The organism is Nemorincola caseinilytica, from assembly GCF_039540515.1.
Taxonomy (GTDB): domain Bacteria; phylum Bacteroidota; class Bacteroidia; order Chitinophagales; family Chitinophagaceae; genus Nemorincola; species Nemorincola caseinilytica.
Genome location: NZ_BAABFA010000011.1, coordinates 263,210 through 288,750, shown reverse-complemented (window position 1 = coordinate 288,750; position 25,541 = coordinate 263,210). Strand labels below are relative to the sequence as shown.

Sequence of the window (25,541 nt, the reverse complement as noted above, 5' to 3'; positions counted from 1 at the left end):
CTCGTTGAGCTTTCAAATATGAAAGAAATGGTTATACAAAGAAAGGCAAACTTTCGAACACTTATGGATTCCGTCCGGCGAATAACCAGCCTTTCAATAACATTTAAGAACCCCGCTCCGATAACACCTTCCCCACAAATGCACTGAACTCTGCCCTGAACCTGTCGTCCGAGAAACGCTGGGCGTTCATGCTTATGGTCTTGTGGTCGTTCGGCGGGCGCTCCGCGACCCACGCCCCACCCGCCGGGCACCACAGCCCCCGGCTGCCTGGTATACGACAGCAGCACACCCATACACAGGCTATACTACCGTACCCAGAATGGCTGGCTGGCATATTACGAGGTCATAGACCCCACACGCTACCGCTATGTACCCTGCCCCGGCAATTTCCTGCTGCACAGCTATCACCTGCCCATAGTGGGCAAGCTGGCCGTGCATGGCAACAGGGTGTATTTTGTAAGCCACAACCTTGATGCCGGGTACGACATACACACCCGGCAAGACCGTGTGAACTGCCTTATAGACCATGGCGGTGGCGACTGGCAGCTCCTCAGCCTCTCCTACTCGGCCCAGCATTTCTACGGGCAAAGCATGAGCGACCAGCCCATTTCGGGCTTCGATGGAGAGATAGCCGTAAGCCCCGACGGGCAACTGATAGCTTATTTTGGCTTGCCATTCTCTTTCGTATGCTTATTCCGCAATATTGATGGGGAACGGTACAAATATGAGGGTACCTACCCCGCCCGGTCACGAAAGGGCGATAACAGCCTGCAGTTCCGGGGCAACGATATATTCTATACAGATAGATGGACCGAGCATTTTATTCACCAGATAAAATTTGAAGATTACTATTGCAACAATCCGGCGCTAGAGCACTTTCCGTAATTAAATATGCGAAAATGGTATGATTTTTGTACTAAAAAATATGCAAATATGAAAACGAGCTTTACATGTTTTTTTTATCTTTTTCTTTTCCTTGCAATAGGATATTTGTCATGCAAAAAAGAAAAGGTACAGCCACGTCTTTCGTTGCCGAAAGAATATATTCCTACAATGGCGGGGATACATAAAATGGTAGGCAAGTATTATTATGGATGTTCTGTTCCAGGCCAACCTAGTACAGATACAACAGTATTCGAAGAATTAGACTTCGACATTACTGTTCTAGGCGACTCAGTTACTCTTACTGTTAACACATCATCAAGAGGGACTTTTAATTGTTTTTACAGGTCTTATGATACCGTTAATGAAAGATTGAGATTTATAACAGATAAAAATGCTTATGACATAGAATATCTGTACTATTATTTTAATGAAGACAGCATATTGTATTATGCTTACAATATGTCAACCTTTTGCAGATATGAAGAGACCCTGCATACCGAATAATGAATATATCTGCAATGGATTTTAATCCTCTATCCCTTTCTTGTCTATTCTTCATTTTCACAGCATGCCTCATATCCTGTAAAAAGAAAGAAGTAGATCCGCCACGCCCATTAACTCCCAAAGACCACATACCTAAAATGGTAGGCAAGCACAAAATGGTAGGAGAATATTATCATGGATGTTCTGTTCCTGGTTATCCAAGTGACGATACTACCATCGCCAAAGAACTGTATTACGACATCTCGCTATTGAATGATTCTGATATTTTTATAAAAGAATCGACAGGAGAAGAATATGTATGTAATTATCGTGTCCGATTATCTGATACAATAAATGGAGTCTTATACTTTCAAAAAATACGTTCAACAAGGTATTTTGAGGATGCTATCGACTATTATTATAAACAAGATAGCATTGTATCATATATGCTCGAAAAATCGACTTTCTGTAGAACAGAAGAGATATTACACACAGAATAATGACCATGAATAGCAAATGTATCTTCTGCTTTTTTTTGCTATTTATAGGCTTCATATCCTGTAAAAAAGAAGATATATTATCACGACCATTTATGCCTAAAGACCATATACTTAAAATGGCAGGAGATCACAGAATGACAGGTCAATACCATTATAGTTGTTCTGTTCCCGGTTATCCTCGTACAGATACTACTGAGGAAAGAGAAATATATTACAATATTTCCGTAGTAAATGACAGTGAATTTTATGTAAAAGAATCGGGGGGTAGTGAATATAAGTGCAGATTATTGTCATTTGACTCAAGCAAGTATTTGGAATTCAGAAGACTTCGCTCAACAAATTATGTTATAGACGTTATATACTATTATTTTCATGCAGATAGCATTGCATCACGCTCTTATGGCACTTCAACTTTTTGCAGGTACGAGGAAATACTGCATACCGAATAATGACCATGAATAGCAAATATATCTCCCCACTGGTCGAAGCGTCTCGCTTCGACCAGTTTTTTGCCTGTTTTGGGCTAGGATGAAGAGGCCTGTAACGGTTATCTCACAGCGTTATCACGAACTCACACCCCTTCATGAGCTTGCTGCGCACGATGATGCTGCCACCCAGTGATTCTATGCGGGTCTTGGTGATAAAGAGGCCTATGCCCTTGCTGTCGTGGCCCGGGTGGAATACCTGGTTCAGCTTGAAGACACGGTTCGCATACCTGTCCATATCTATACCCAACCCATTGTCCTTTACCGATAGCTGCACCACACCATTTTCTGCGTGTGTACTTACTCTTATACAGGGACGAACATCTTCCCGCCGGTACTTTATGGAATTGCTGATGAGATTGTACAGTATGCTCTCCAGGTATGCCCTGGGATAGCGTATAGTGGGTACTTCCAGGTCCAGTACCACCTCTACATGGTTCTGATAAATGATGCCCCGCATCTGGTCGCAGATAGAATGTACTATCTCGGCCACATCGCAGTTGTCGTATTCTATATCTTTTTCCAGCCTTATGCGGGCCACTTCCATCATGGTGTCCAGGCTGTCCAGCAGCGATTCGCTGCTGATGTGTATCATCTCCAGCGCCTCTTTGTCCGGAAATATGTCCGACCCTCCTTCCGATAGCATTTTTATATTACCCACAGGCCCGCGCAGGTTGTGTGCTATCATGTGGTTCAGCTCTTCCAGTTGGTCTATTTTATGCTTCAGACTCACGGTAGTGGCCTCCAGTTGTGCGTTCCTGCGGTTCAGCTCATCGCTCAGGGCCTTCTTGTCGCTCATGTCCATTATGTCGCAGACAAAATACTTCGGGGTATCGTCCTTGTTCCACACCAGCGATACGTTCACTATAGTAGTAAGTACATTACGCGTCTTGGTAACGAACCTTTTCTCCAGCGTATACGATGGTATCTCGCGTGTTACCAACTGCTGTATGTAGGGCACATCTATATCCACATCGTCGGGGAAGGTAATATCCCGGTAGTCAAGCAGTTCCAGGTCTTCGCGGGTATAGCCCGTCACTTTGCACAGGGCATCGTTCACCTCTACCCATGTACCGCCCGGCGCTATGATGGCCTTGGGTATGCCTGAGTAGTTGAACGAATTGGCAAAGGTCTCCTTCGTATGCCTCAGTTCTTCCTCCACCTCCTTCTGCTCGCTTATGTCGGTATGTGTACCTATGAACCTTACAGGTACACCATCTGCCCTGCGGTCTACGACCACGCCACGGCTCAGTATCCATTTGTAAGAGCCATCCTTGCAGCGGTAGCGCACCTCGGCACTATATATAGGTGTTTTGCCGTCCAGGTAGTCCTGCACGCGCTGCTGGGCCACCGTCACATCGTCGGGATATATCAGTGCGGCCCACTCGTCCAGGTCCACTATCTCTTTGGCGCTATAGCCGAACAGCCGTTCCCATTTTTCGGAGAAAAAGATAGTGCGGGCGGCCATGTTGGCATCCCATACGCCCTGGTCAGAGGCATCGAGGGCCATTTTCCATTTATCTTCTATCAGCAGGTTCTCCTTGCCTGTGCTTATATTGTCTATTACCAGGAAGACATAGTTCTCCTTATCGGGGTGGCAGGCCAGTACCCGCAGCGAGTAGGCTACTACCTTATTGTTGTCATTGCTGTACGATATGTATTCGGTATAGCTGTTGCGGCCGGTGGCAAATGCCTCTTCCACACTGCTCCTGCACTGCGCTATGGTACTGTCGTTGCGCACTTCATCCAGGCGCTTGCCTTCGTAATAGCTGCGGTATGCGGCCAGTGGAGAACCTTCACGGTCCCAAATACGGGTCATTACCTGCCCGCGCGATACTTCTACTATTCTTTCGCCTACATGCAATAGAATGTCTACTATGTTCTGTATGGGGTCGGAAGTGCCGGATGTCATTGATATGTAATATACAAAAATGGGAGCGCAAAAGTATATACAATAATATATCTCTTGATACCGATAAATGTAAAGAGCGATCTAATGAGTTTCCCTGATATATGGGGATGCAATGGCAAAAAGCGTTCTATGTCCACATGCCGGGGATAGTGAAAATACCATGTTCACCTGCCGAATAATGGCTAATTTTGGCACTCGGTAAAAATAAATAGCTATATACATATATGAATACGCAGCATCGTGTTATAAGGGCCCCGCGCGGCGCAGAGCTCACCTGCAAGAACTGGGTGACAGAGGCCGCCTACAGAATGATACAGAACAACCTGGACCCCGAAGTGGCTGAGCGTCCCGAGGACCTGGTGGTATATGGCGGCATAGGCAAGGCGGCCCGCAACTGGGAGAGCTTTGACAAGATACTGGCCTGCCTGCGCGACCTGGAAGAGGACCAGACCCTGATGGTGCAGAGCGGCAAGCCTGTAGGCGTGCTGCGGTCGCACAAGCATGCGCCGCGTGTGCTCATAGCCAACAGCAACCTGGTGGGCAAGTGGGCCAACTGGGAACACTTTCGCGAGCTGGAGGCCAAGGGCCTGATGATGTATGGCCAGATGACAGCCGGTAGCTGGATATATATAGGATCGCAGGGCATAGTACAGGGTACCTACGAGACCTACCTGAGCCTGGCCGACAAACACTATGGCGGCACCCTGAAAGGCACGCTGAACGTGACCGCCGGGCTGGGTGGCATGGGTGGCGCACAGCCACTGGCCATCACCATGAACGAGGGCGTATGCCTGGCTGCCGAAATGGAGGAATGGCGCATACTGAAACGCATAGAGACCCGCTACCTGGACGAATGGACCAGCGATATAGATAAAGCTATAGACCGGTCGCTGGAAGCAAAAGCAAATGGCGAACGTGTATCGATAGGGGTATGCTGCAATGTGGTAGACCTGCTGCAGCGCCTCATAGACCGCAACATCACTCCCGATACGCTTACCGACCAGACATCGGCACACGATGCACTGATAGGCTACTTCCCCGAGGGGCTGAGCGTGGCCGAGGCCAATACCCTGCGCGAGGCCGACCCCAAAGAATACGAAAGCCGGTCGCTGGATACCATGGCAAAGCATGTACGCCAGATGCTGGAACTGCAGCAGCGTGGCGCCATCACCTTCGACTACGGCAATAACCTGCGCGGCCAGGCACACGATAAGCGCGGCGTGACGAACGCATTCGATTTCCCGGGCTTTGTGCCTGCCTATATACGCCCCCTGTTCTGCGAGGGTAAGGGACCCTTCCGCTGGGTGGCACTGAGCGGCGACCCCGAGGATATATATACCACCGACAAGGCACTGATGGAACTTTTCCCCGACAATAAAGGCCTGCACCGCTGGCTGCATATGGCACGCGAGCGCATAGCCTTCCAGGGCCTGCCCGCACGCATATGCTGGCTGGGCATGGGCGACAGGGAAAAGGCCGGCCTGCTCTTCAACGAACTGGTGCGTACCGGCAAGGTAAAGGCCCCGATAGTGATAGGCCGCGACCACCTGGACACAGGTTCGGTGGCATCGCCCAACAGGGAGACCGAGGCCATGAAGGACGGCAGCGATGCCGTAGCCGACTGGCCCATACTGAACGCACTCATAAATACAGCGGGTGGCGCCAGTTGGGTGTCATTTCACCATGGTGGTGGTGTGGGCATGGGCTACAGCCTGCATGCGGGCATGGTGATAGTGGCCGATGGTACACAGGATGCCGAAGAGCGCCTGCGCCGCGTACTGCACAACGACCCCGCCATGGGCGTGATACGCCATGCCGATGCAGGATATGAGGAAGCTATCGATACAGCAAATAAATACGGCCTCAACATTTGACACACATAAAAAAATATATCACAGCACTCACATATCACCTCCCTCTCCTTTGTAGAGGCCTGCCTGCCTGCCGGCAGGGCCTGGGGAGAGGCTTTGTGCTCTCCTTATTCGCTGCCACCGCATATGGCCAGCAGGCACCTGCCGTGCTGCGCATGCAGGACACCGCAAGTGTGGCCCGCGTATTGCGCCAGCCCGATAGCAGGCTCATATTCTTCACTGCCAGTGGTGGTGGCTTTTATTCAGAGCGGTTATTTGCCGATGGCGATAAGGACGATGTGTACAATGGCATCAGAACATCCAAAACACTGTATTCGGGTGCAGCAAAATGCCGCACACGCACTGCAGAATTGGACAAATGGAACCGGGTACTGATAGCGGGCCACTGCAGCCGGGATGGCAAGAAGATGGCCACTATAGTGCGCCTGACGAAGAACGGTGACCCGGATGCGGAATTCGAAGGGCCGGTACAGACCGTAGTGGGCGACTCGGCAGAGGTGAATGCCCTCTGCCAGCTGCGCGATGAGAGGATGATGGCCGCCGGCACCTACTATGCAAGCGGCGAGTCGCGGTTCTTCCTCTCGAAGCACATGTACAATGGCGCGCGCGACAATAGCTTTGGCAGCAATGGTGTGCGTGTGGACAGCGATATGCCCGCCGGCAGCAAGGCCATAGGCGCGGTAACGCAATGGGATGGCAAAATAGTGGTATGTGGCTACCATGCTATAGATGATGGCGGCGAAATGATACTCATTCGCTACAATACAGATGGCGGCCGAGACCAGAGCTATGGCAAAGATGCAATGCTTACGGTAACACCGGGGACAGGCGCCTATATACTGCCAAAGAAGATAATAGCTCTGCCCGGCGACAAGTTGCTGGTAGCAGGCACCTATGCTGCCAAGGGACAGGGGCAGGAACTATTTGTAGCGAGGTATACCTGGGATGGCAAGGCCGATACGGCATTTGGCAACGGCGGGATGCTGCGGCTGAGCGTAACGGGTAACGACCGTGCCGATGATATGGCCCTGCTGCCCGATGAGGGTGGCATAGTGCTATCGGGAGCGGGAGCAATGACCGGAGAGCTGGACGGTAGCCGCCAGGTATTGCTGCGCCTGTCTAACGAAGGAAAAGTGGACAGCATATGGGGCTATGGCAGCAAGGCCGGTATAAAGGCGCCATTGGTGCGGAAGGGGGCATTCTCTGCGGGGCAGAGCATCGTCACATCTCCGCTGGATGGCAGGGTATACTGCGTGAGCGAGACCATAACACCCGGCGCCATTGAGACCATAGTGAACCTGACCACCTTTTTGCAGGATGCCGACCTGGGCATACTGGATATGGCAGACAAAAAGAAGCAGCGCCTGGTATACCCCATGCCCGTAAAGGAGAAGATAAAGCTCCTGTACGAGCTGGTGGACAGCCAGAATGTGACCGTAAGGATATATGACCAGGCAGGCAAGGAAGTGGGCATAATCAACAAAAGGATGAAACAGGAGGGCGACAACACATTGCCCATCAATTTACCCGCAGAGCTGCCCAGGGGCCGGTACGAGGCGGTAATGAACATATCGGACACATACGAGACCACCATAGAGATAACCAAACAATAGACACGCATATGTATCGCATAGGGCAGGGAATAGATTTTCATAAGCTGGTAGAGGGCCGCGAATTCTGGCTGGGTGGTGTGCTGATACCGCACACAAAGGGCGCACTGGGACACTCTGATGCCGATGTGCTGCTGCATGCCATATGCGATGCCATGCTGGGCGCCCTGAGCCTGGGCGATATAGGCCAGCACTTCCCCGATACCGATGCGGCATACAAGGGCATAGATAGCAAGATACTGCTGCAAAAGACCTATGAGCTGGTGAACAGCAAAGGCTACAAGCTGGTGAACATAGACAGTACGGTACTGCTGCAGGCCCCGAAGATCAGGAAATATGTGGACAGCATGCGCACTACCATAGCAGGCATACTGGGCCTGGAAGTGGACGATGTATCTATAAAGGCCACCACTACCGAGCAGCTTAGTTTCATAGGCCGCGAAGAGGGCATAGTGGCTACTGCCAATGTGCTGCTGCAGAAGGGTATGTAAGCATCACTTTACTCCATCACACTGCACTCATACCCATGCTCGTACAGCAGGTCGCTCACCTTTTCATGGTATACGGCAGGGCCTTCCACGCGCAGTACGCGCTCATGGTCCTCCAGGTCGAAGCTGATGCGGGATAGCCCGAAACGTTCGGCAAGCAAGGAGCCCAGCATTCTTGCCTGCTCCTCGCTGCTTACGTTCGTTCTGAATACCTCTATCATTTTTCGCAGTATCATTTTTGCGGGTTCTTGTTGTAGCTCACCATCCAGTGTATGCCGAACTTATCTATGAACATACCGAAGAACGCACCCCAGAAGGTATCGCCCAGGGGCATGGTTATCTTGCCCCCGGCCGACAGGCCATTGAACAGCTTTGTGGTCTCTTCCTCGCCTGCAGTGTTGATAGATATGGCGAAATTGGTACCGAACACTGCCTGGCCATAAGCGGCAGGCATGTCGCAGCCCATCAGCACTGTCTCGGCGCTTATGGGTAGCGATATGTGCAGCAGTTTTTCAGGATCGGTGCCGGGCATGGAGGGTACACCCTCAGGTATGTCGCTATTCTTCATGATAGCGGAGAATTCGCCACCGAATACCGACCTGTAGAATTCGAAAGCCTCCATACAATTGCCATTGAATGTGAGATAAGGACTTAATTGTGCCATGTTGTTTGTTTTTATAGATGAATGAATATTTCGTGGGTCAAAGAAAATATAACTCTCCCGGCATACCTCTTTATAGGCGAAAGAGATATCCACAAAATTAGGTCTTGGGCATACGAGGTATAGGGTGACACAACGACATTTGCAAGGCTTATTCCGACACTTTTTATTTAAATTTGACATTATGGTACACATCTCCATACTCGTTCCTTATACTGCGGTGCCTGCGGCCATAGTAGACCCCAGGTATATGTTCACTGCGGTGAATGGTTTCCTTGTCAATGCGGGTAAAGAGCCGCTCTTCCATGTGCAGCTTGTAGGCCTTGCGCGCGAGGTTTCGCTCAATGATGGGCTGTTCACCATACGTCCCGATGTGCTGGTAAAAGACGTGAAAAAGACCGACCTGGTGATAGTACCCGCCATAAGCGGCGATGTGGATGCGGCACTGGACGTGAACGAGGAGTTGCTGCCATGGATAGTGGACCAGTACCATGGCGGGGCCGAGGTGGCCAGCCTGTGCATAGGTGCCTTTCTGCTGGCGGCGACCGGGCTGATGGATGGCAAGGCCTGCTCTACCCACTGGCTCTATGCCGACCTGTTCAGGGAGATGTTCCCCGAGGTGCAACTGGTGGATGATAAGATAATCACCGAGCAGAACCGCCTGTATTCCAGCGGCGGCGCCAACTCTTACTGGAACCTGCTGCTGTACCTGGTAGAGAAACATACCGACCGCGAGATGGCCATACTGGCATCGAAGTACTTTGTGATAGAGACCATGCGCAACAGCCAGTCGCCATTCATCATCTTCAAGTCGCAGAAGACGCATAAGGACGAGACCATACGCAAGGCACAGGAGTACATAGAGCAGCACTATATGGACCGTATAAGTGTAGAGCAACTGGCCGATATGCTGGCCACAGGCAGGCGCAGCCTGGAACGCCGCTTCAAGGCGGCTACTACCAATACTGTAGCAGAATATATACAGCGTGTGAAGATGGAGGCTGCCAAGAAGAGCTTCGAGACGAGGAGGGACAATATAAACGAGGTAATGTACTCGGTGGGCTATACCGACCCCAAGGCATTCCGCTCCATATTCAGAAAAGTGACGGGGCTCTCGCCGGTAGAATACCGCAATAAATACCGCCGCTCGGCATAACACTATACCCACCGAAAAAGAAACATGGCCTACATGCTACATCAAGCGGGGCATGTGTTAAATGCCTGCCAATATCCCCGGCATGAATACCGCCATCAAGGCACATTCTCTACCTTTATGTATATTGCCATATGATACAAAGGATATTTCTGCTGGCCATCTTGTCGCTGCCCGCGCTGGCAGTGAGCGCACAGAAGAAAAAAAGCAAAAAGGATGCAGAGGCTAATGTATTACCGCCACCACGGGTATGGATAGCCAATATACCTGCTTACGCCACCAGCTATGACATGATAATGGCCAATCCCCTGCTCACCACCGATTCGCCGGGCTGCAAAGTATCGCTCTTCTCCATATCCATGAGCATTCCCGACGGCACCTTCTACGGGCCCATGCACTGTGTAGGCAATACCATGAACGAAACACAGCGTGCGGCCATAGAACGCTGGAAGGATAAGAAGAACATAACCCTGCATGTACAGGACATTCACCTGAACTGCCACGAGACAGATGCCACATCGCCTGCGCTGAAGTACACCTATAATACAGACCCTGCACCCGGCAAATGATGCATAAGACCACTGCATGGATATTGGGGGCTATAGCCCTGCTGCTAGCCTTGTCCTATAGCGGCAACGCACAGGAGGACCTGAAGATGCGCATACCTGTCATAAGCCTGGGGCGTATACACCCGCCCGAGGTAAAGAACGGCAAGCCCGTACCTACACTTACTACCCGCAACAATGTGCTGAAGCTACCCATGCTCACTGCCGACCTGAACAACTGCAGGGTGACGGAATATAAATTCTCTATGATAGCGCCGGGACGTCCCTTCTATGGCCCCTTCTATATACAGGGCGGCGACCTTACCGACTCTATAAAGAGCCTCATAAGAGCGACCGACGGCCCCGGCGTAAAGCTGTACTTCGATGAGATACATATGCTGTATCGCGGCGAGACCATGGATGCCAACCCCGTATATGTGCAGTACGATGAGTAAGCTGCCTACTTCACTATATTGATACCCGATGCCTCAAGGGTCATCACATCTTTCACGCGCACACCACGGTCTGTCTGCTGCAGCGAGCAGCATTCGTTCACAGGGTCATGCTCGAAGAACAGCAGCCAGTCGCCCGCCACGGCCTCGTTGAATATCTTTTTCTTTTCGGCCAGTGTATCCAGCGGGCGCATATCGTACGCCATCACCCATGGCAGCGATATATGAGCGGCACTTGGCAGCAGGTCGGCGCAATATAGCAGTGTACGGTCGTTGCAGCGTATCTGCGGCAGCATCATGGCATCGGTATGGCCTTTCACAAAGCGTATGCGTATATCCGGCATCCACTCGGTATTGTCCTCCATCTCTACGAATTTTAGCTGCCCGCTCTCCTGTATAGGCAGTATGTTCTCTTTCAGGAACGATGCCTTTTCGCGCTCATTCGGGTTCACTGCAGACCCCCAATGCACCTTGTTGCTCCAGTAGGTAGCATTGCGGAAGGCAGGTACCAGCTTATCGCCATCGCGCTCTATAGAGCCGCCGCAATGGTCGAAATGCAGGTGTGTGAGAAATACATCTGTGATATCGTTGCGGGTGAAGCCATGCTGCGCAAGGCTTTTATCCAGCGTATCATCGCCATGCAGGTAATAGTGACCAAAGAACTTGGCATCCTGCTTATTGCCCATACCATTGTCTATGAGTATGCGGCGCAGCCCATGTTCTATCAGCAGGCAGCGCATGGCCCATGAGCACATATTGTTCTCATCGGCAGGGTTGGCTTTGCTCCACATAGACTTAGGTACCACGCCATGCATGGCACCACCATCCAGCTTGAAATGACCGGCATTTACAGAATATAATCTCATGTAGCAAAAGTAGGGGATAGTAATTATGAATGATGAATTATGAATGATGAATTATGGACGATGTACAAGGCTATATGAACGAGAGGCGCCATCCCCGGCGCCCCTCGTCATGCAAAATGCTATTCGTCACTAGCGTTCCAATGTGAAATGGAAGGTGGTCGTTTCGCCACCCAGCGCGAACCTGAGCAGGTACATACCATTGGCCAGCGAATTGTCCAGTACTATCTGTTTATCCACCTGTCCGTCGCGTATGTCCGCGCTGCCCTTGTACACTACCTGTCCCAGTATGTCCACTACCTCTACAGTAGCTTCGTTGCTCAGCCCATTATTGGCAGTACCCCTTATGCTGAACGTACCTCTGTTGGGGTTCGGCATCAACCTCAGATCCATTTTACCGCTTACCGTATTATTTACACCCACACCTACGGTGATGGTAACAGAGCGTGCAGCTATAAGACCCGCGCAAGAGCCACTGCTGGTAACACGCACGGTCACCAGGTCGCCATTCACGAACGAGCTTCTTACAAGTGTATTTGTTGTAGCACCCGGCATGGGAACGGAATTGAGGCTCCACTGGTATACAGGCGCAGGACCCGCACCTGCGGCCGTAGCAGTAAGGGTCACCGTTTGGCCCGGGCTGATGGTGGTACCCGGGCTGGCTGTAAGCGTTACCGATGGCGATACCAATGGCACTACGGCTATAGTAGCATCGCTGCTCACCACACTATCTGCCGTGCGGCATGGGTGAGAGCTATAGAGTGTTACACGCACTACATCGCCACTGTCGGGCACATAGGTATAGGTAGGGCCCGTAGCTACATTGATGCCGTTCTTTGTCCATAGATATGCAGGTGCAGCACCGCCATTCACCGGCACTGCCGACAGAGTGACATTGCTGCCCTCGCATACGGTAAGGCCCGGCGATGCGGCTATACTTACAGATGGCGTAAGACCACTGGTCACAGACATCGTAATAGCGGCACTACCTGTATCAGGCACAGCGCAAGAGCTGCTGGTTATCACTACCCGCACTATATCGCCATTGGCAGGTACATAGCTATAGGCAATACCCGTACCCGCAGCTATGCCGTTCACATACCACTGGTAGGCAGGACTATAACCGCCATTCACAGGCACTGCGGTAAATGTTACCGTAGTACCCACACATACAGGCCCTGTAGCGCCCGTGGTAATACTCACCGTTGGGGGTACTGTCGGGTTTATGAATACGGTAGCAGTACCCATCATGACAGCGGTACAAGATGTAGTGCCGCTTATAGCCAGCACCGTATAAGTACCCGCCAGCGTTTGCAGGCCAAAGCTGAGGGGCGCACCCGTACCCATAACAGGACCACCTATGGCTGTGCCGCCATGGTATAATTGGTAAGACACACCGGGATCGGAACTATTAAGCCCCACATCTACCCCTGCACCACCGGCACAGTAGGCGCCGCCGCCGGTCACTATATATGTAGTAGGTGGCGGTATCTCGCTTACAGTAGCGCTACCCGTCATGGCAGACGTACAACCTGTAGATGCGTTAGTGGCTACAGCGGTATATGTACCTGCTACGGTCTGCAGACCAAAGGGTATGGCCCCACCTGTGCCCGCTACCGGTCCGCCCATTGCAGTAGTGCCTATATACAATTGGTAGTTCACACCGGTCTCGGAACCTGCAAGGCCTACCACTACCCCACTGCCACCCATACAGTATGCACCACCACCCGTAACAGCGAATGTGGCAGGCAAAGGAGCAGCGAATACGCTAGTAGTACCTGACATGGCGCTGCTGCAACCTGTAGAGACATTGGTGGCCGATATACTGTATGTGCCGGGCGCACTATGCGTACCAAGACCAAGCGGCGCACCCGTACCCGTAACCGGCGACCCTACGGGTGTACCGCCATTGTATAGCTGGTAAGACACCCCTACCTCTGAGTTGCTGAGGCCGATAGATGCGCCGGAACTACCCACACAATATGCACCGCCACCCGTTAACGTATACACTACCGGAGCAGCGTTCACCACTACTGTGGCACTGCCTGTCATGGTGGTACTGCAAGATGCACCTGTAGTGGCTATAACAGAGTATGTACCGCCCACTGTTACCGCACCAAAGTCGATGAATGTTCCGGTACCGGCAACAGGGCTGCCTACAGGCACACCGCCCAGCATCAGTTGATAAGTAATGGCTGTCTCAGACCCGCTAAGACCTATATGTACGCCTGTATCACCTGCGCAAAGGCTACCACCGCCTGTTACTGCATATGCAGAAGGCAGCGGGTTGATGAACACAGGTATGGAACCGGTCATTGCGGCACTGCAAGATGTTGCTGTATTCGTAGCGTATACCGAGTAGGTACCTACGGCAGAGACCAGACCCAGATCCAACGGAGCGCCTGTACCCATCACAGCTCCGCCCGATGGTGATGAGCCGAGGTACAACTGGTAAGACACGCCTACTTGTGAGCCACTAAGACCTATATGCACACCAGTATCGCCCGCGCAATAGCTACCGCCACCTGTCACCGTCATAGTATATGCAGCAGGCAAAGGATCCACTACTATAGTAGCAGTGCCGCTCATGGTATTGGTACAGCTAGTACCTGCGCTTGTGGCGCGTACGGTATAAGTACCGGCCGCCGTTTGCACTCCAAGGTCAAGCGCAGCGCCTGTACCCGCAATGGGGCCTCCTATTGCAGTAGCACCATTATAAAGCTGGTAGAGAACACCAGTATCGGAACCACTGAGACCTACATGCAGACCGCTATCGTCTGCGCAGAAACTGCCACTGCCGGTCACATCATACGCTACTGGCAATGGTGCTACTATAATGCTGGCACTACCCGTCATGCCGCTGGTACAAGATGTGGACATATTGGTAGCCAGCACAGAATAAGTGCCTGCGGCCGTCTGCAGACCGAAGCTCAATGCTGCGCCTGTACCGGGCACAGGGCTACCTACAGCAGTTGCTCCGTTATACAACTGATAATTTACCCCCATCGCAGAGCCACTAAGCCCTATGGCAACGCCCGTACCACCTGTACAGTAAGAGCCGCCACCTGTCACTACGAATGGCACAGGCTGTGGCAATACAGTGATGGTAGTAGTGCCCGTATTGGTACAGGCTCCATTGGTAGCCGTAGCGGTGTAGATGGTAACACCCGGAGCGGGCGATGCATATACGGTAGTTGCAGGGCCACCGGTATAGATGGCCTCAAGGCTCGCATCTGTATACAGCCCCGTCATGGGCGACCATGTGATATTGGTATAGCTGCCCGTACCTGTCACGGACACTGCATCTACGGCCCAGTACCATCCATAGCCCGCGCTATAGTTGAACCGTATCTTGCAATTGGCAGCGCCTGCATATGGCGTCACATCCAGCGTAGCTGTGCCGAACGAGGCTGCGCCGCCTACGGTCGCCGCTGCTGTCCTGTAGTCGCGTACCGTGGCCCACGTTGCGCCGCCATCTGTCGATATCTCTACCCTTGCGAACACATCGCTTGCAATGTAGCGGTAGTAATGGCGGAAGTTCAGCGTGGCGCTGGTATACCCCGCCAGTGAGAAGGCAGGCGATGTAAGGCTGGTGCGTGTGGTCATGCCGCTGCCACCCGCATCAGAGTTGGTCATTACAAAGGCCGTAGCATCGGGACTGTGGAAGGTGGTAGTGCCATACATATAGCCATCCGCTCTGCTGGTCCATTGCGTCAGCGCAGGCGATGATGTACCTGTATTCTCTACCACCCATGCACCAATGCCGGAATTGAAATTCTCCAGGAAGGCCGTATCCGGCAACATAGAGCTGCCGGTAAGCGCCACACCCGTTCCGGCACAAATGGTATCGGCAGCGGGGGTTACCACCACGGCAGGCGGTGTAGCTGTTACTGTAACTGTGGAAACATGTGTATTGGTACAGCCTGCGGCATCGGTACCTGTTACCGTATATGCTGTAGTAGATGCAGGACTTGCCACAACGGTAGCCCCGGTCACTCCCGACAGGCCAGTACCCGGAGCCCATGTGTAGCTGGTTGCACCTGAGGCTGTCATGGTAACGCTGCTGTAGGTACCGCTGCAATAGCCGCCGCCATCAGGCGTTACTGTTATGGCAGGCAGTGGGTTCACTATCACGGTAGTGCTTGCAGAATCAGATACACCCGATACAGTACATGTCGCCCTGAACCTGTAATAAGTAGTATCGGTAATGGCAGGGCTTATTACATAAGTTGTGCCTGTGGCGCCTGCTATCGTGGTCCATGAGGTACCATCTGCAGACGATAGCCATTGATAGGCGATACCGAGGGTAGTAGAGTAACCCGTGGCTGTGATGGTAGTAGTACCCACTCCACAAAAAGTAGCCGTGGCCGGAGTGACAGTACCTGCTACAGCGCCACTGCACAGTGGTATCACAAATTCATCAGCGCCTATATCGGGCGTTGCACTCCTGCTCTCGCAATCATGGTCGGTAGTTACCGGCAATACCGCACCAGTGTTGTGCAGCGGTGCATTCGCCACTATGGGTTGCAGGTGCATATCACCTGCCGATATGAATGCCGGTAAGATGTTCTTCGATGCTGCATCCTCGCCCGTGGTGGTCTGCCAGTCTGCCAGTGTGGCCAATGCCCCGGTGCCAGAAAGCGACCCTGTGGCCGCAAGCGCGCTGCCCGAGCTGAAGAAATTATTGTTATTAGAGGCAAGGTTCGTAAAAGCAGACCCCGCTATCCCTATGGCATAGGGCGAGAACGAAGAGCCGTTAGACGAGGTATTGACAAAGATATTATCACGGATATTCACCGCAGGATCGCTACCTGTAATGCATATAGCGAACGATGGATAGGTAGCGCCTGTAAGCGTACCCGACAGGCTCACGGTATTGTAGTACACATTGACAACAGAGCCAGCTACACCACCTACGAATATACCCGCAGTGATATCACCACCCGTACCATGGCCCAGCACACGGCTTATCATATTATTGGCTATGGTAGTGGTGCCGCTTGCTGCGCCTGCTACGGCTATACCGGCATCAGACCATGCATTGTCGGCAATGAAACTGTCTATGGTGTTATAGGTTATCGTTGCGTTCGTCACCTCATTGCCCGTGGTCACACTATTGCCCAGCGAAGCGAATGTGATGCCCATACTTATGGCGCTCACATCGCCCGTACCCGTATACAATACCTTTCCTATGCTGTTGCCCGATACCGTTATATTGTTCTCATAGCCCGTCAGTATGCCATACCTGCCAATGCCATTAGGCGATGGGGTCGTCATCACGTTCTGGTTGATGATGGTACCATTGTTCTTCAGCGCTGCGCTCCTGCCCTGCGAGTAGATGCCTATCTGCACGCGCGAGATATTGTTGTTCTCATAATGGTTGTTATGGTTGCCCGTACCCGTGCTGCTGTTCGATATAGTAGCGCTACCCGACCCTATACCTGCAAGTGTCTGGTTGGGGGCATTACCCGTTATGTTACAGTTGCGAATGATGTTATTGGTGGCCGAATCCCCATCTGCAGATGTCTGCAGCCATACTACTGCGCTCGATGTACTGGTGCTGGTGTTGGCTATGGTCAAATTGCGGCTAGAGGCCACCGGAGGGCAAACACTGTTCGTCACCGGCGCATTCGAGCCGTCTATGGTCACATGGTCCGCACCATTCAGCAGGAAGATGGCCGTAGCAGCGCCTGTCACAGTTGGCGACACGCCTGTGGCAGGCCTTATGGTAAGGGTATTGGCAGCGCTGGCGCTGATATTATGGTGGATAGTTATGGGGAATGTCTCCGAAGGATATGTGGCATCCATCAACTGAAAAGTAACAGCGCCTGAAATGCAGGACGAATTATAAGCGGCCACTGCATCGGTAATGGTAGCATATACCATACCCACACCCACATTGTATGTGCCCGATAGCGTAGGCAATATCATGTAGCTGTTAGGCGCGGCAGGGTATGTGGTAATGGTGTTCACATTCGTGGCCACAAGCCCCGAGAACGGGTTGGAACCTATGTTCACCGCGGGCGCTATATCCTGCGCTATCACGAAGTATTTCACGGTATCAGCGATGGTAAGGCCGCCCATAGCTGCGGTAGATATAGTAAAGCTCCAGTTGCTGCCGGTAGCCGTACCCGATGTGAGCACACCTGCCGCAGAAGACCACGGGCCGGCGTTCTTCCTGAAATATATCCTTGGCACCAGCGTACCTGTTGTGGGTATACCGCTGGCATCGGTAATGGTGGCGGTCAGTGTTCTGTCGCCAGTGGCGCAGGTATTGGTAAGGTCGGTATATACTATGGCCGGTGCAGAAAGGTCGGTGGGCATGTATGCCCCCTCATCTGCGCCTATATCAGGCGCTGTACCAGAGCCTGCATATCCCGGGTTGCCCGCGCGTATGTTGCCATCCCAGTCGGTAGTTATGCCCGTTATGTTCGCTGCCCCACCCTCTATTTGCGTAGGCATCGAAGGGCTTATATGCAGGAAGGTAGCAGAAGCGCCTGTAGTACTAATGAATGGCGGGTTCTCCGATACCGAGTTCACATCCCTTGGCGCTACCAGGGTCTTGAAGTCGCCAATGGTCTCATACGCAGCGGTACCATCATGGAATATCACGTTCGCCGGGCCGGGAACACCGGCATAGAACAAGTTATTGTTAGAGGCGCTGCCATATGATGTAAGTGTGGTGCTTCCTCTGCGATAGGCTACCGTCTGCCCCGTACCTGCGGGCGTACATAAGTTGGCAAAGATATTGTTGCGCAGCGTCACCGTAGGCGAGGTACTGCTGTATATACCCGACGAACCGAAGTCGGCACCCGTGCTGCCGCCGCTCAGGTATACGGTATTGTAATAGATGTCGTGCGCCGTACCGCCATTGATGTAGATACCCGATAGCTGCGTACCGCCTGCACCCGTATATGCCGGTGTGCGTATATCGCCTATATAGTTGTTGTACACCATGGTGGTATTGGTGCCCAGGTATATACCCCTGGCTATGCCTCCCGTACCTATGGCCTCTATATCGTACATCTTGTTATGGCCAATGTTCACAGTAGTACCACCGGCCTGGTAGATACCGTTGGCCTGCCCTGTAGTGGCCGATGTGGAGAGTGCATTTATGGTATCGCCTACCACGTTCACAGTGGTACCGCCATTCACATATATACCATATACATTGCCGCCTGCAGAGATAAGGTTGCGTACCCTGTTGGCCTGCAACGTATCGGTAGTGCCCGACACCACATACAGGCCATAGGCGCTGCCCGATCCCGCATCTATATTCGTGACGGTATTGTTGGTGAATGATGCCGATGCCGCCCATCCCATACGCAATGCATACAAGCTGCCGCCTGCTGCAGAGATGTTAGAAATGGTATTATTGTTCATCAACTTGTACTGGCCGCTGCCACCGTTCGTCTCGCTGAGGCCATAGAATGTAGGCGAACCCGCCATTATGATGTTGGAAAGGTCATTATCGTTAAGAATGGCATAGCCACTGGTAGATCCTGAATTGTTGTAGTAACCATATACACTGCCACCTGCACCGGTTTTGTTCACATACGGCACGGCGGGGCCACCTGTACGGTTGTTGTTGCAGGTTATATATTCCGGCGACGTGGCCGTATTGTGATATACGAATGCCAATGTACCGGTCGTACCCACATTGATGTTGTAAAAAGTGTTCTGGTCGGTACTGACATATGTATTGGCCCCACCAAAGTATATCATGTACATAGAACCCGATGAGCCACCCGCTGCCGATAATACATTGTTGTTCACATTTATAGTACCGGTGCCCGAGCAGTTCACATGCACATCATAGCTGGCGCTGCCGGTCGATCCCTGTGTAAGCAGTATGGTATTGTTCGTAATACCGGCCGATACATTGGTGCCGTTCTGCACATACACACCATATAGTGTCACCGTGCTGGCCATACCACCACCGGCTATATTATTTATATTGTTGTAGGCAACGGCGGGGTTGTTCTGGTACTGCAGGTTTATGCCCGAGCCCGATGTAGCGCCTGCATAGTTCTGTATGGTATTACCGCTTATCGCGGTAGTGCCGCCCACTTTATTGTTCTGGTCGTACAGGCTGTAGGGGCTGGCCGCGCCGGCATAGCCGCGCAGCGATATACCTGTAACGGTGTTCTGTATGGTATTGCTGTAAAACGCACAATCGTTCATCGCATCACTTGTAGCGGTTATAGAAAGTGCCGTGGTAGATGTGGCGATATGGTTGCCTGCGTAAATACCCACTGTAGGGGTGTTCAGCCGGTTCAGGGTTATGGTGCATCCCTGTATCGTCACGAACTGGCACCCATCGAATGGGGCTGTGTTCTGGCGTTTCACCAGGGCATATCCCCACTCCATACGCGTAGTGGCTGTAGTATTGGCTGCAGACTCTGTAAGGTCTATACCGCTTATGGTCACTCTGTCGGTACCTGCTATGATGAAGATACCATCGGCAGATGTAGATGTACCCACAGGCGCCGTCAGCAGCGGATTGGCACCCGTACCGCTCTTCTGTATGGTAAGCGTTGCCGTGGCCGATATAGAAGCGTTCAGCACAGCGCTGCCCAGCACATAACCACCTGCAGGGGCTACCTCGGTATGACCCGCAGGCACATTTATGGTCACCGCGCCTGCTATACCCATCGTGTTCAGGTCGGTGATGGCGCTGGCCAGTGTAGGATATTCTACACCTATGGTACGCGTGCCCGTTACCTGCGCAGTAGCAGTGATGGCAGAAAGCAATAAGAGGGAGAAGGAATAAAAAAAAGAGATCTGGTTCCTTACATAGCGAAGCAAAGTGCCTTTCATAGCATTAGTTTGTTTTACTGGTTATTACTCTTTCATTTTCACCGGTACTTTCTTTCACAAGGGGTAATGATCAGTAAACTGCTTTTCCGGGCTATTTACTTTGCAGGGCAGGTGTGTCGGCTATGCACACCATGCCTTACTTTTTTACACCGAAAATTTCAGGCCAATAATTGCTATACACTGTTAAAAAATGAATTATGAATTAATAAGAACACATCCACCCATTAGCCACATATTTAAATGCACAAAGATGAGCATGCAGGAAAGCATTAACTATCAGTAAGAAATGCATAGTACACTTATCGCCTTATAAGTATAACTCTACGTTAATAAAAATGTTAAAAACTACAGGAAGGAGTGTAATAACAGAACCTGCCGGGAGAAAGATGAGGTGCGGTTGCAAGCATATGAGGAAGTTATGCTACAATATGCGCATGGTAGCGCACATTTTTTCTATTCCATGTTCTTTGTGTCCATCACTATGGTCACCGGGCCATCGTTCACAAGGGCCACTTTCATATCGGCACCAAAGACACCTGTGGCTATGGGCCTGCCTGTTCTGCCGGAAAGTATCGTGTTGAAATATTCGTAAAGCGGTATTGCCTGTTCGGGCCGGGCGGCGCGAATGAAGGAAGGCCTGTTGCCCTTTTTGTAAGATGCATGCAGGGTGAACTGGCTCACCACCAGTATATCGCCGCCGGTCTCCACCACGTCCTTGTTCATCAGGCCGTTCTCGTCACCCATTACGCGTAGTTGAGCTATCTTGGCGGCAAGGCGGTCGGCATCATCGGTAGTATCTCCTGTCTCTATGCCCAGCAGTACCATATAGCCATGCCCTATCTGTGCGTGCACATGGCCATCTATGGTCACACTGGCGGTAGATACTCTTTGTATAACGGCGCGCATACTTTCTGTTGTGCGCCAAAAATAGCGAACGCCGCTCTATTATTTTTTCCTCCCGGCAAAATCCGATATGGGGAATTCTATACGTTTACCCGCGCGCTTGAACTCGTCTACCCAGTACCATAGCATATACAGGCTATCGTTCCGCATAGAGATATACACCGGGTGGCTCGATTCCAGGTACGCCATATACTCCCCTGCTCCTGGTAGCGAGCAGAAGCGCACCTCTGTATCTGCCGTATCGTTCTCACGCTGGCGCACCTTATCGCTGGCGGTTATGCATAGCCCACCCTTGCGCGCACGCTGCACATATACCTGCAGCGGCAGTCTGGGCCATCCTATCCTGGAGTAGTGCAAACAGCTCCCGGTGAATGTGTCCACCCGCAGTATATCTCCCTGCGCTACCGTGGTAGGGTCCTGTTTGGCCGCTACCTGCGATGCACTGTTCGCCGCAGAGGCATCATCCTTCTGCTTCCTGCATGCAGTAGTTATTGCTACCAATGCAAGGAGTACAGTTATCACAGGTCTCATAAAGTGCGTTTTTACATATAACGCATATGCCATTTGTTTATTGCATCACCGTATTGCCACCTCATATATAGCCGTTACTTTTGCACGGTGTACCACAATTCCGATACCATAGTAGCCATAGCCACACCGCCCGGTGAGGGCGCCATAGGCATCATACGCCTCAGCGGCACCAGGGCCATAGAGATAGTAGCCTCCATTTTCCACGGAAAGGACCTCACCATCCAGCCTACACACACATTGCACTTCGGGCGTATTATGGATGCGGAAGTGGCCGTGGACGAGGTAGTGGTAAGCCTATACCGTGCGCCGCGCAGCTATACTGGCGAAGAAGTGGCAGAGATAAGCTGTCATGGGTCGGCATACATCTTGCAAAAGGTAGTGACCCTGTGCGTTGGCGCAGGTGCACGCCCCGCACAGGCGGGCGAATTCACTATGCGGGCATTCCTGGCCGGCAAGCTCGACCTCACACAGGCCGAGGCCGTTGCCGACCTCATAGCCAGCAACAGCAGCAGCGCGCACAAGGCGGCCATGCACAACCTGCGGGGCGGCTTCAGCCACGATCTTGCCGCAATGCGCGAACAGCTCATTCAGTTCGCTGCCCTCATAGAGCTCGAGCTCGACTTCAGCCAGGAAGATGTGGAATTCGCAGACCGCACACAGTTCTATGCGCTTATAGAGCGCATCACTGCAGCCGCACAGCAACTGGCAGCTTCCTTCAGCCTGGGCAATGCCATAAAGAATGGCGTAAGTGTAGCCATAGCAGGTAAGCCCAATGCAGGCAAAAGCACCCTGCTCAATGCACTGCTCAACGAGGAGCGGGCCATTGTAAGCGATATAGCAGGGACTACCCGCGATACCATAGAAGAGCTGCTGAACATAAACGGCATTGTCTTCCGCCTTATAGATACTGCAGGCATACGCGCCCATACCACCGATGCCATAGAGCAGCAGGGCATAGCCCGCAGCCGCGATGCCATGAAGAAGGCCGATATAGTGATATACCTCTTCGACGTGGCCGAATGGCTCACATCAGACTATGTGCGTACCGAGCTGCTGCGGCAGACAGAAGAACTGCAACGCCTGGGGATCACTCACCTGCTGGTAGGCAACAAGGTAGATGAGGCTGCGCCCGGTGCTGCCGAAGAGGTACAGCGCCTTACGGGCGAAGAGGTGATACTCCTATCTGCCCGCGACAAAGACAACATACAGGGCCTGAAAGATGCGCTGTATACACATGTGGCAGGCGGCAAGGTAAAACACGAGGGTACCATAGTGACCAATGCCCGCCACTATGCCGCCCTGGAGGAAATGCTGCGCTCACTGTCCGATATAAAGAACGGCATGGACAATAACCTGCCCGGCGACCTCCTGGCCCCCGACATACGCCGCTGCCTGCACTACCTCGGAGAGATAACCGGCACCGTCACCACCGAAGACATGCTGGACCATATCTTTTCTAAGTTCTGTATCGGGAAGTAACAGAGTAAACATTATGCTCATCATTCAATAATTTTGGATAGCAATAAATTTGACACGAACTGATGTCGTCAGAAAATAACATACTTCATGAAATAGATGTTCTTAAAGAAGAACTCGACCGGCATCGCGACCTGGATAATGTAAGAATTCAGGAGGCACTAGCTATTGAGTATACTTATGAAAGTAACAGGATAGAAGGCAATACCCTCACTCTACAGGAAACACAACTTATTATTGAGAAAGGACTGACCATCAGCGGAAAACCCCTTAGAGAACACCTGGAGGCCATTAATCATAAAGAAGCGATAGAGTATATAAAACAGCTCGCCCAAAGCGGTGCTACGTTAACAGAGTACGACTTGAAGCAGATACACTCCATAGTACTAAGGAGTATAGATAAAGAAAATGCAGGGATCTACAGAAAAGTACCCGTTATGATATCGGGTAGTACTTTTTTACCTCCGCAGCCATATCTTCTATCAAAGCTGATGGAAGACTATTTTATCTTCTACAATGAAAATAAAACAACCTTACACCCCGTAGTTCTGGCGGCCGAAATGCACGAGCAGTTGGCGACCATTCATCCCTTTATCGATGGCAACGGGCGTACCGCACGATTGGTCATGAATCTCATACTGTTACAGAATGACTATCCTATTGCCAATATCAAAGGCGATGCCGCATCAAGGAAGGCGTACTATGCCTCGCTTGAGAAAGCACAAACGCAAAATGATAAAAGTGATTTTATACAATTGATAGCGGAAACAGAAAAGGGATCCTTAAACAAATATCTATCCATCTTAAGATAGCCTTTGTGATCAGACAAAACACCTCATCTCCTACCGTATCAAATTTGCCAGCTTCTTTTCGTCGCTTATCAGCACTTTCCCGTTCTGTATATCTATCAGGTGCTCGCTCTTGAAATCGCTCAGCGTCCGTATCAGCGATTCCGTAGCAGTACCTGCTATAGAGGCCAGCTCTTCCCTGCTTATATCTACCATAAAGGGTTGGTTCTTGTTGGTGTGGTATTTCTTCTGCATGCTTACCAGTGCCTCGGCCACTTTTTTGCGCAGCGTATTGTATGCTATCCCCAGCAGTTGCTCTTCCTTTACCGAAACATTTTTAGCAAGAAGAGCCACCAGCTTGCGGCCTATGGCAGGGTTGCAGTTCAGCAGCGCCTCGAACTCTTTGCGCGGCACCAGTGCTATCTCACAACGTTCTATGGCCTCTGCGGTGTCCTTGTACACTGTATTCTCCAGCAGTGGTATATACCCAAAGAAATCCCCGGCATTATACAGGTCTATTACTAGGTCCTTCCCATCATCATGCGTCTTGAAGGTCTTCACTTTACCACTCACTATATAGAACAGGTAATGCGGATGACTGCCTTGCTTATATATCACCTGCTTTTTATTGTAGCTGTTGGTGTTGCTTTCCTCGGTCAGCTCTTCCAGCGTCTTGCTGGAGGTAGCTATGGAGCGTAGTTCGTTCAGTCCTTCCAGGTCGGCATTCAGGGTCTTTTTCAGTAGTTCGTTCTTCCTTAGCCTGCTTTCTATAGCGTTCAGCAGTTCGTTACCGGCAAAGGGTTTGGTAATGTAATCATCCGCACCCATTTCCATTGCCACGCGAAAGTCGCTGCGCTCACTTTTAGAGGTCAGGAATATAAAGGGAATGTTCTGGGTGGCCTCGTCCTTGTGCAGTATATGCAGCACACCATAGCCATCCACGCCCGGCATCATTATATCGCAAATGATAAGGTCGGGTATCTCTTTCTGCGCTACCTCTATACCGGCCTTGCCATTGGGTGCCTGCAGCACACTGTAGCCCGAAAGCTCCAGTATCTCGGCCACATTCTCCCTTATGGCCTCATTGTCCTCTATTACAAGTATCTTTTTCATGG

The 25,541-nt window shown here is 51.6% G+C and carries 20 protein-coding genes; 11 read left to right on the top strand and 9 right to left on the bottom strand.

Annotated features, from left to right (window positions below):
- Positions 1-103 precede the first annotated feature (103 nt).
- Positions 104-334 (bottom strand): hypothetical protein, encoded by a 231-nt coding sequence (locus ABD843_RS10560; RefSeq protein ID WP_345082705.1) that lies wholly within the window; start codon positions 332-334, stop codon positions 104-106.
- Between the two features lie 83 nt (positions 335-417).
- On the opposite strand from ABD843_RS10560, the gene ABD843_RS10555 reads away from it, so the two are divergent.
- From ABD843_RS10555 to ABD843_RS10545, 3 genes are read left to right on the top strand one after another with little or no spacing between them, the layout of a single operon-like run.
- Positions 418-885 carry a hypothetical protein gene (locus ABD843_RS10555; RefSeq protein ID WP_345082703.1) on the top strand — a complete coding sequence of 156 codons (468 nt, stop codon included), beginning with the start codon at positions 418-420 and terminating at the stop codon, positions 883-885.
- A 48-nt stretch (positions 886-933) separates the two neighbouring features.
- The gene (locus ABD843_RS10550) at positions 934-1,389 is read left to right on the top strand and encodes a hypothetical protein (RefSeq protein WP_345082699.1); all 456 of its coding nucleotides are present in this window, start codon (positions 934-936) and stop codon (positions 1,387-1,389) included.
- A complete protein-coding gene (locus ABD843_RS10545; protein WP_345082696.1) occupies positions 1,389-1,868 on the top strand; it encodes a hypothetical protein in 480 nt (159 codons plus the stop codon). The genes ABD843_RS10550 and ABD843_RS10545 overlap by 1 nt, the downstream gene beginning before the upstream one ends.
- Positions 1,869-2,420: 552 nt before the next feature.
- Here ABD843_RS10545 and ABD843_RS10540 read toward each other — a convergent pair.
- Positions 2,421-4,265: a sensor histidine kinase gene (locus tag ABD843_RS10540; protein ID WP_345082693.1), complete on the bottom strand. Its 1,845-nt coding sequence runs from the start codon at positions 4,263-4,265 to the stop codon at positions 2,421-2,423.
- A gap of 224 nt (positions 4,266-4,489) precedes the next feature.
- On the opposite strand from ABD843_RS10540, the gene hutU reads away from it, so the two are divergent.
- From hutU to ispF, 3 genes are all read left to right on the top strand, one after another.
- Complete coding sequence (hutU, locus tag ABD843_RS10535) at positions 4,490-6,139, top strand: urocanate hydratase (RefSeq protein ID WP_345082691.1); 1,650 nt, start codon at positions 4,490-4,492, stop codon at positions 6,137-6,139.
- A 95-nt stretch (positions 6,140-6,234) separates the two neighbouring features.
- Positions 6,235-7,749 carry a T9SS type A sorting domain-containing protein gene (locus ABD843_RS10530; protein ID WP_345082688.1) on the top strand — a complete coding sequence of 505 codons (1,515 nt, stop codon included), beginning with the start codon at positions 6,235-6,237 and terminating at the stop codon, positions 7,747-7,749.
- 8 nt (positions 7,750-7,757) lie between these two features.
- Entirely contained in the window at positions 7,758-8,237 is a 480-nt protein-coding gene (gene ispF / locus ABD843_RS10525) for a 2-C-methyl-D-erythritol 2,4-cyclodiphosphate synthase (RefSeq protein ID WP_345082685.1), read from the top strand.
- Positions 8,238-8,245: 8 nt separating this feature from the next.
- Here the strand turns inward: ispF and ABD843_RS10520 are convergent, their stop codons facing one another.
- On the bottom strand, positions 8,246-8,470 hold the full coding sequence (locus ABD843_RS10520) for a hypothetical protein (protein WP_345082682.1): 225 nt from the start codon (positions 8,468-8,470) through the stop codon (positions 8,246-8,248).
- Entirely contained in the window at positions 8,467-8,898 is a 432-nt protein-coding gene (locus ABD843_RS10515; protein ID WP_345082679.1) for a VOC family protein, read from the bottom strand. The genes ABD843_RS10520 and ABD843_RS10515 overlap by 4 nt, the downstream gene beginning before the upstream one ends.
- A gap of 181 nt (positions 8,899-9,079) precedes the next feature.
- Here ABD843_RS10515 and ABD843_RS10510 point away from each other — a divergent pair, with 181 nt between their 5' ends.
- The 3 genes from ABD843_RS10510 to ABD843_RS10500 all read left to right on the top strand — a co-directional run bounded on the left by ABD843_RS10510 (position 9,080) and on the right by ABD843_RS10500 (position 11,048).
- Positions 9,080-10,051: a GlxA family transcriptional regulator gene (locus ABD843_RS10510; protein WP_345082676.1), complete on the top strand. Its 972-nt coding sequence runs from the start codon at positions 9,080-9,082 to the stop codon at positions 10,049-10,051.
- 131 nt (positions 10,052-10,182) lie between these two features.
- Complete coding sequence (locus tag ABD843_RS10505; protein ID WP_345082673.1) at positions 10,183-10,617, top strand: hypothetical protein; 435 nt, start codon at positions 10,183-10,185, stop codon at positions 10,615-10,617.
- A complete protein-coding gene (locus tag ABD843_RS10500) occupies positions 10,614-11,048 on the top strand; it encodes a hypothetical protein (protein WP_345082670.1) in 435 nt (144 codons plus the stop codon). Before ABD843_RS10505 ends, ABD843_RS10500 begins: the two co-directional genes overlap by 4 nt.
- A gap of 5 nt (positions 11,049-11,053) precedes the next feature.
- Here the strand turns inward: ABD843_RS10500 and ABD843_RS10495 are convergent, their stop codons facing one another.
- From ABD843_RS10495 to ABD843_RS10480, 4 genes are all read right to left on the bottom strand, one after another.
- Complete coding sequence (locus ABD843_RS10495) at positions 11,054-11,911, bottom strand: MBL fold metallo-hydrolase (RefSeq protein WP_345082667.1); 858 nt, start codon at positions 11,909-11,911, stop codon at positions 11,054-11,056.
- A 129-nt stretch (positions 11,912-12,040) separates the two neighbouring features.
- The gene (locus ABD843_RS10490) at positions 12,041-20,728 is read right to left on the bottom strand and encodes a T9SS type A sorting domain-containing protein (RefSeq protein WP_345082665.1); all 8,688 of its coding nucleotides are present in this window, start codon (positions 20,726-20,728) and stop codon (positions 12,041-12,043) included.
- 453 nt (positions 20,729-21,181) lie between these two features.
- The gene (gene dtd, locus ABD843_RS10485; RefSeq protein WP_345082661.1) at positions 21,182-21,634 is read right to left on the bottom strand and encodes a D-aminoacyl-tRNA deacylase; all 453 of its coding nucleotides are present in this window, start codon (positions 21,632-21,634) and stop codon (positions 21,182-21,184) included.
- Between the two features lie 39 nt (positions 21,635-21,673).
- Positions 21,674-22,162: a hypothetical protein gene (locus ABD843_RS10480; RefSeq protein ID WP_345082657.1), complete on the bottom strand. Its 489-nt coding sequence runs from the start codon at positions 22,160-22,162 to the stop codon at positions 21,674-21,676.
- A gap of 87 nt (positions 22,163-22,249) precedes the next feature.
- Between ABD843_RS10480 and mnmE the strand changes: the two genes are divergently transcribed.
- Positions 22,250-23,641, top strand: coding sequence for a tRNA uridine-5-carboxymethylaminomethyl(34) synthesis GTPase MnmE (gene mnmE / locus ABD843_RS10475; RefSeq protein WP_345082654.1), 1,392 nt, complete (start codon positions 22,250-22,252; stop codon positions 23,639-23,641).
- Positions 23,642-23,703: 62 nt separating this feature from the next.
- Positions 23,704-24,450 (top strand): Fic family protein, encoded by a 747-nt coding sequence (locus tag ABD843_RS10470; RefSeq protein ID WP_345082651.1) that lies wholly within the window; start codon positions 23,704-23,706, stop codon positions 24,448-24,450.
- Positions 24,451-24,480: 30 nt separating this feature from the next.
- On the opposite strand, the gene ABD843_RS10465 is transcribed toward ABD843_RS10470, so the two are convergent.
- On the bottom strand, positions 24,481-25,539 hold the full coding sequence (locus ABD843_RS10465) for a response regulator (RefSeq protein WP_345082648.1): 1,059 nt from the start codon (positions 25,537-25,539) through the stop codon (positions 24,481-24,483).
- Positions 25,540-25,541 lie beyond the last annotated feature (2 nt).

Excerpts from the sequence above, each read along its gene's own strand:
- ABD843_RS10560 (WP_345082705.1), bottom strand. The coding sequence starts at position 334 with ATGCCAGCCAGCCATTCTGGGTACGGTAGTATAGCCTGTGTATGGGTG.
- ABD843_RS10550 (WP_345082699.1), top strand. The coding sequence starts at position 934 with ATGAAAACGAGCTTTACATGTTTTTTTTATCTTTTTCTTTTCCTTGCA.
- ABD843_RS10545 (WP_345082696.1), top strand. The coding sequence starts at position 1,389 with ATGAATATATCTGCAATGGATTTTAATCCTCTATCCCTTTCTTGTCTA.
- ABD843_RS10540 (WP_345082693.1), bottom strand. The coding sequence starts at position 4,265 with ATGACATCCGGCACTTCCGACCCCATACAGAACATAGTAGACATTCTA.
- hutU (WP_345082691.1), top strand. The coding sequence starts at position 4,490 with ATGAATACGCAGCATCGTGTTATAAGGGCCCCGCGCGGCGCAGAGCTC.
- ispF (WP_345082685.1), top strand. The coding sequence starts at position 7,758 with ATGTATCGCATAGGGCAGGGAATAGATTTTCATAAGCTGGTAGAGGGC.
- ABD843_RS10520 (WP_345082682.1), bottom strand. The coding sequence starts at position 8,470 with ATGATACTGCGAAAAATGATAGAGGTATTCAGAACGAACGTAAGCAGC.
- ABD843_RS10515 (WP_345082679.1), bottom strand. The coding sequence starts at position 8,898 with ATGGCACAATTAAGTCCTTATCTCACATTCAATGGCAATTGTATGGAG.
- ABD843_RS10510 (WP_345082676.1), top strand. The coding sequence starts at position 9,080 with ATGGTACACATCTCCATACTCGTTCCTTATACTGCGGTGCCTGCGGCC.
- ABD843_RS10505 (WP_345082673.1), top strand. The coding sequence starts at position 10,183 with ATGATACAAAGGATATTTCTGCTGGCCATCTTGTCGCTGCCCGCGCTG.
- ABD843_RS10500 (WP_345082670.1), top strand. The coding sequence starts at position 10,614 with ATGATGCATAAGACCACTGCATGGATATTGGGGGCTATAGCCCTGCTG.
- ABD843_RS10495 (WP_345082667.1), bottom strand. The coding sequence starts at position 11,911 with ATGAGATTATATTCTGTAAATGCCGGTCATTTCAAGCTGGATGGTGGT.
- ABD843_RS10490 (WP_345082665.1), bottom strand. The coding sequence starts at position 20,728 with ATGAAAGGCACTTTGCTTCGCTATGTAAGGAACCAGATCTCTTTTTTT.
- dtd (WP_345082661.1), bottom strand. The coding sequence starts at position 21,634 with ATGCGCGCCGTTATACAAAGAGTATCTACCGCCAGTGTGACCATAGAT.
- ABD843_RS10480 (WP_345082657.1), bottom strand. The coding sequence starts at position 22,162 with ATGAGACCTGTGATAACTGTACTCCTTGCATTGGTAGCAATAACTACT.
- ABD843_RS10470 (WP_345082651.1), top strand. The coding sequence starts at position 23,704 with ATGTCGTCAGAAAATAACATACTTCATGAAATAGATGTTCTTAAAGAA.
- ABD843_RS10465 (WP_345082648.1), bottom strand. The coding sequence starts at position 25,539 with ATGAAAAAGATACTTGTAATAGAGGACAATGAGGCCATAAGGGAGAAT.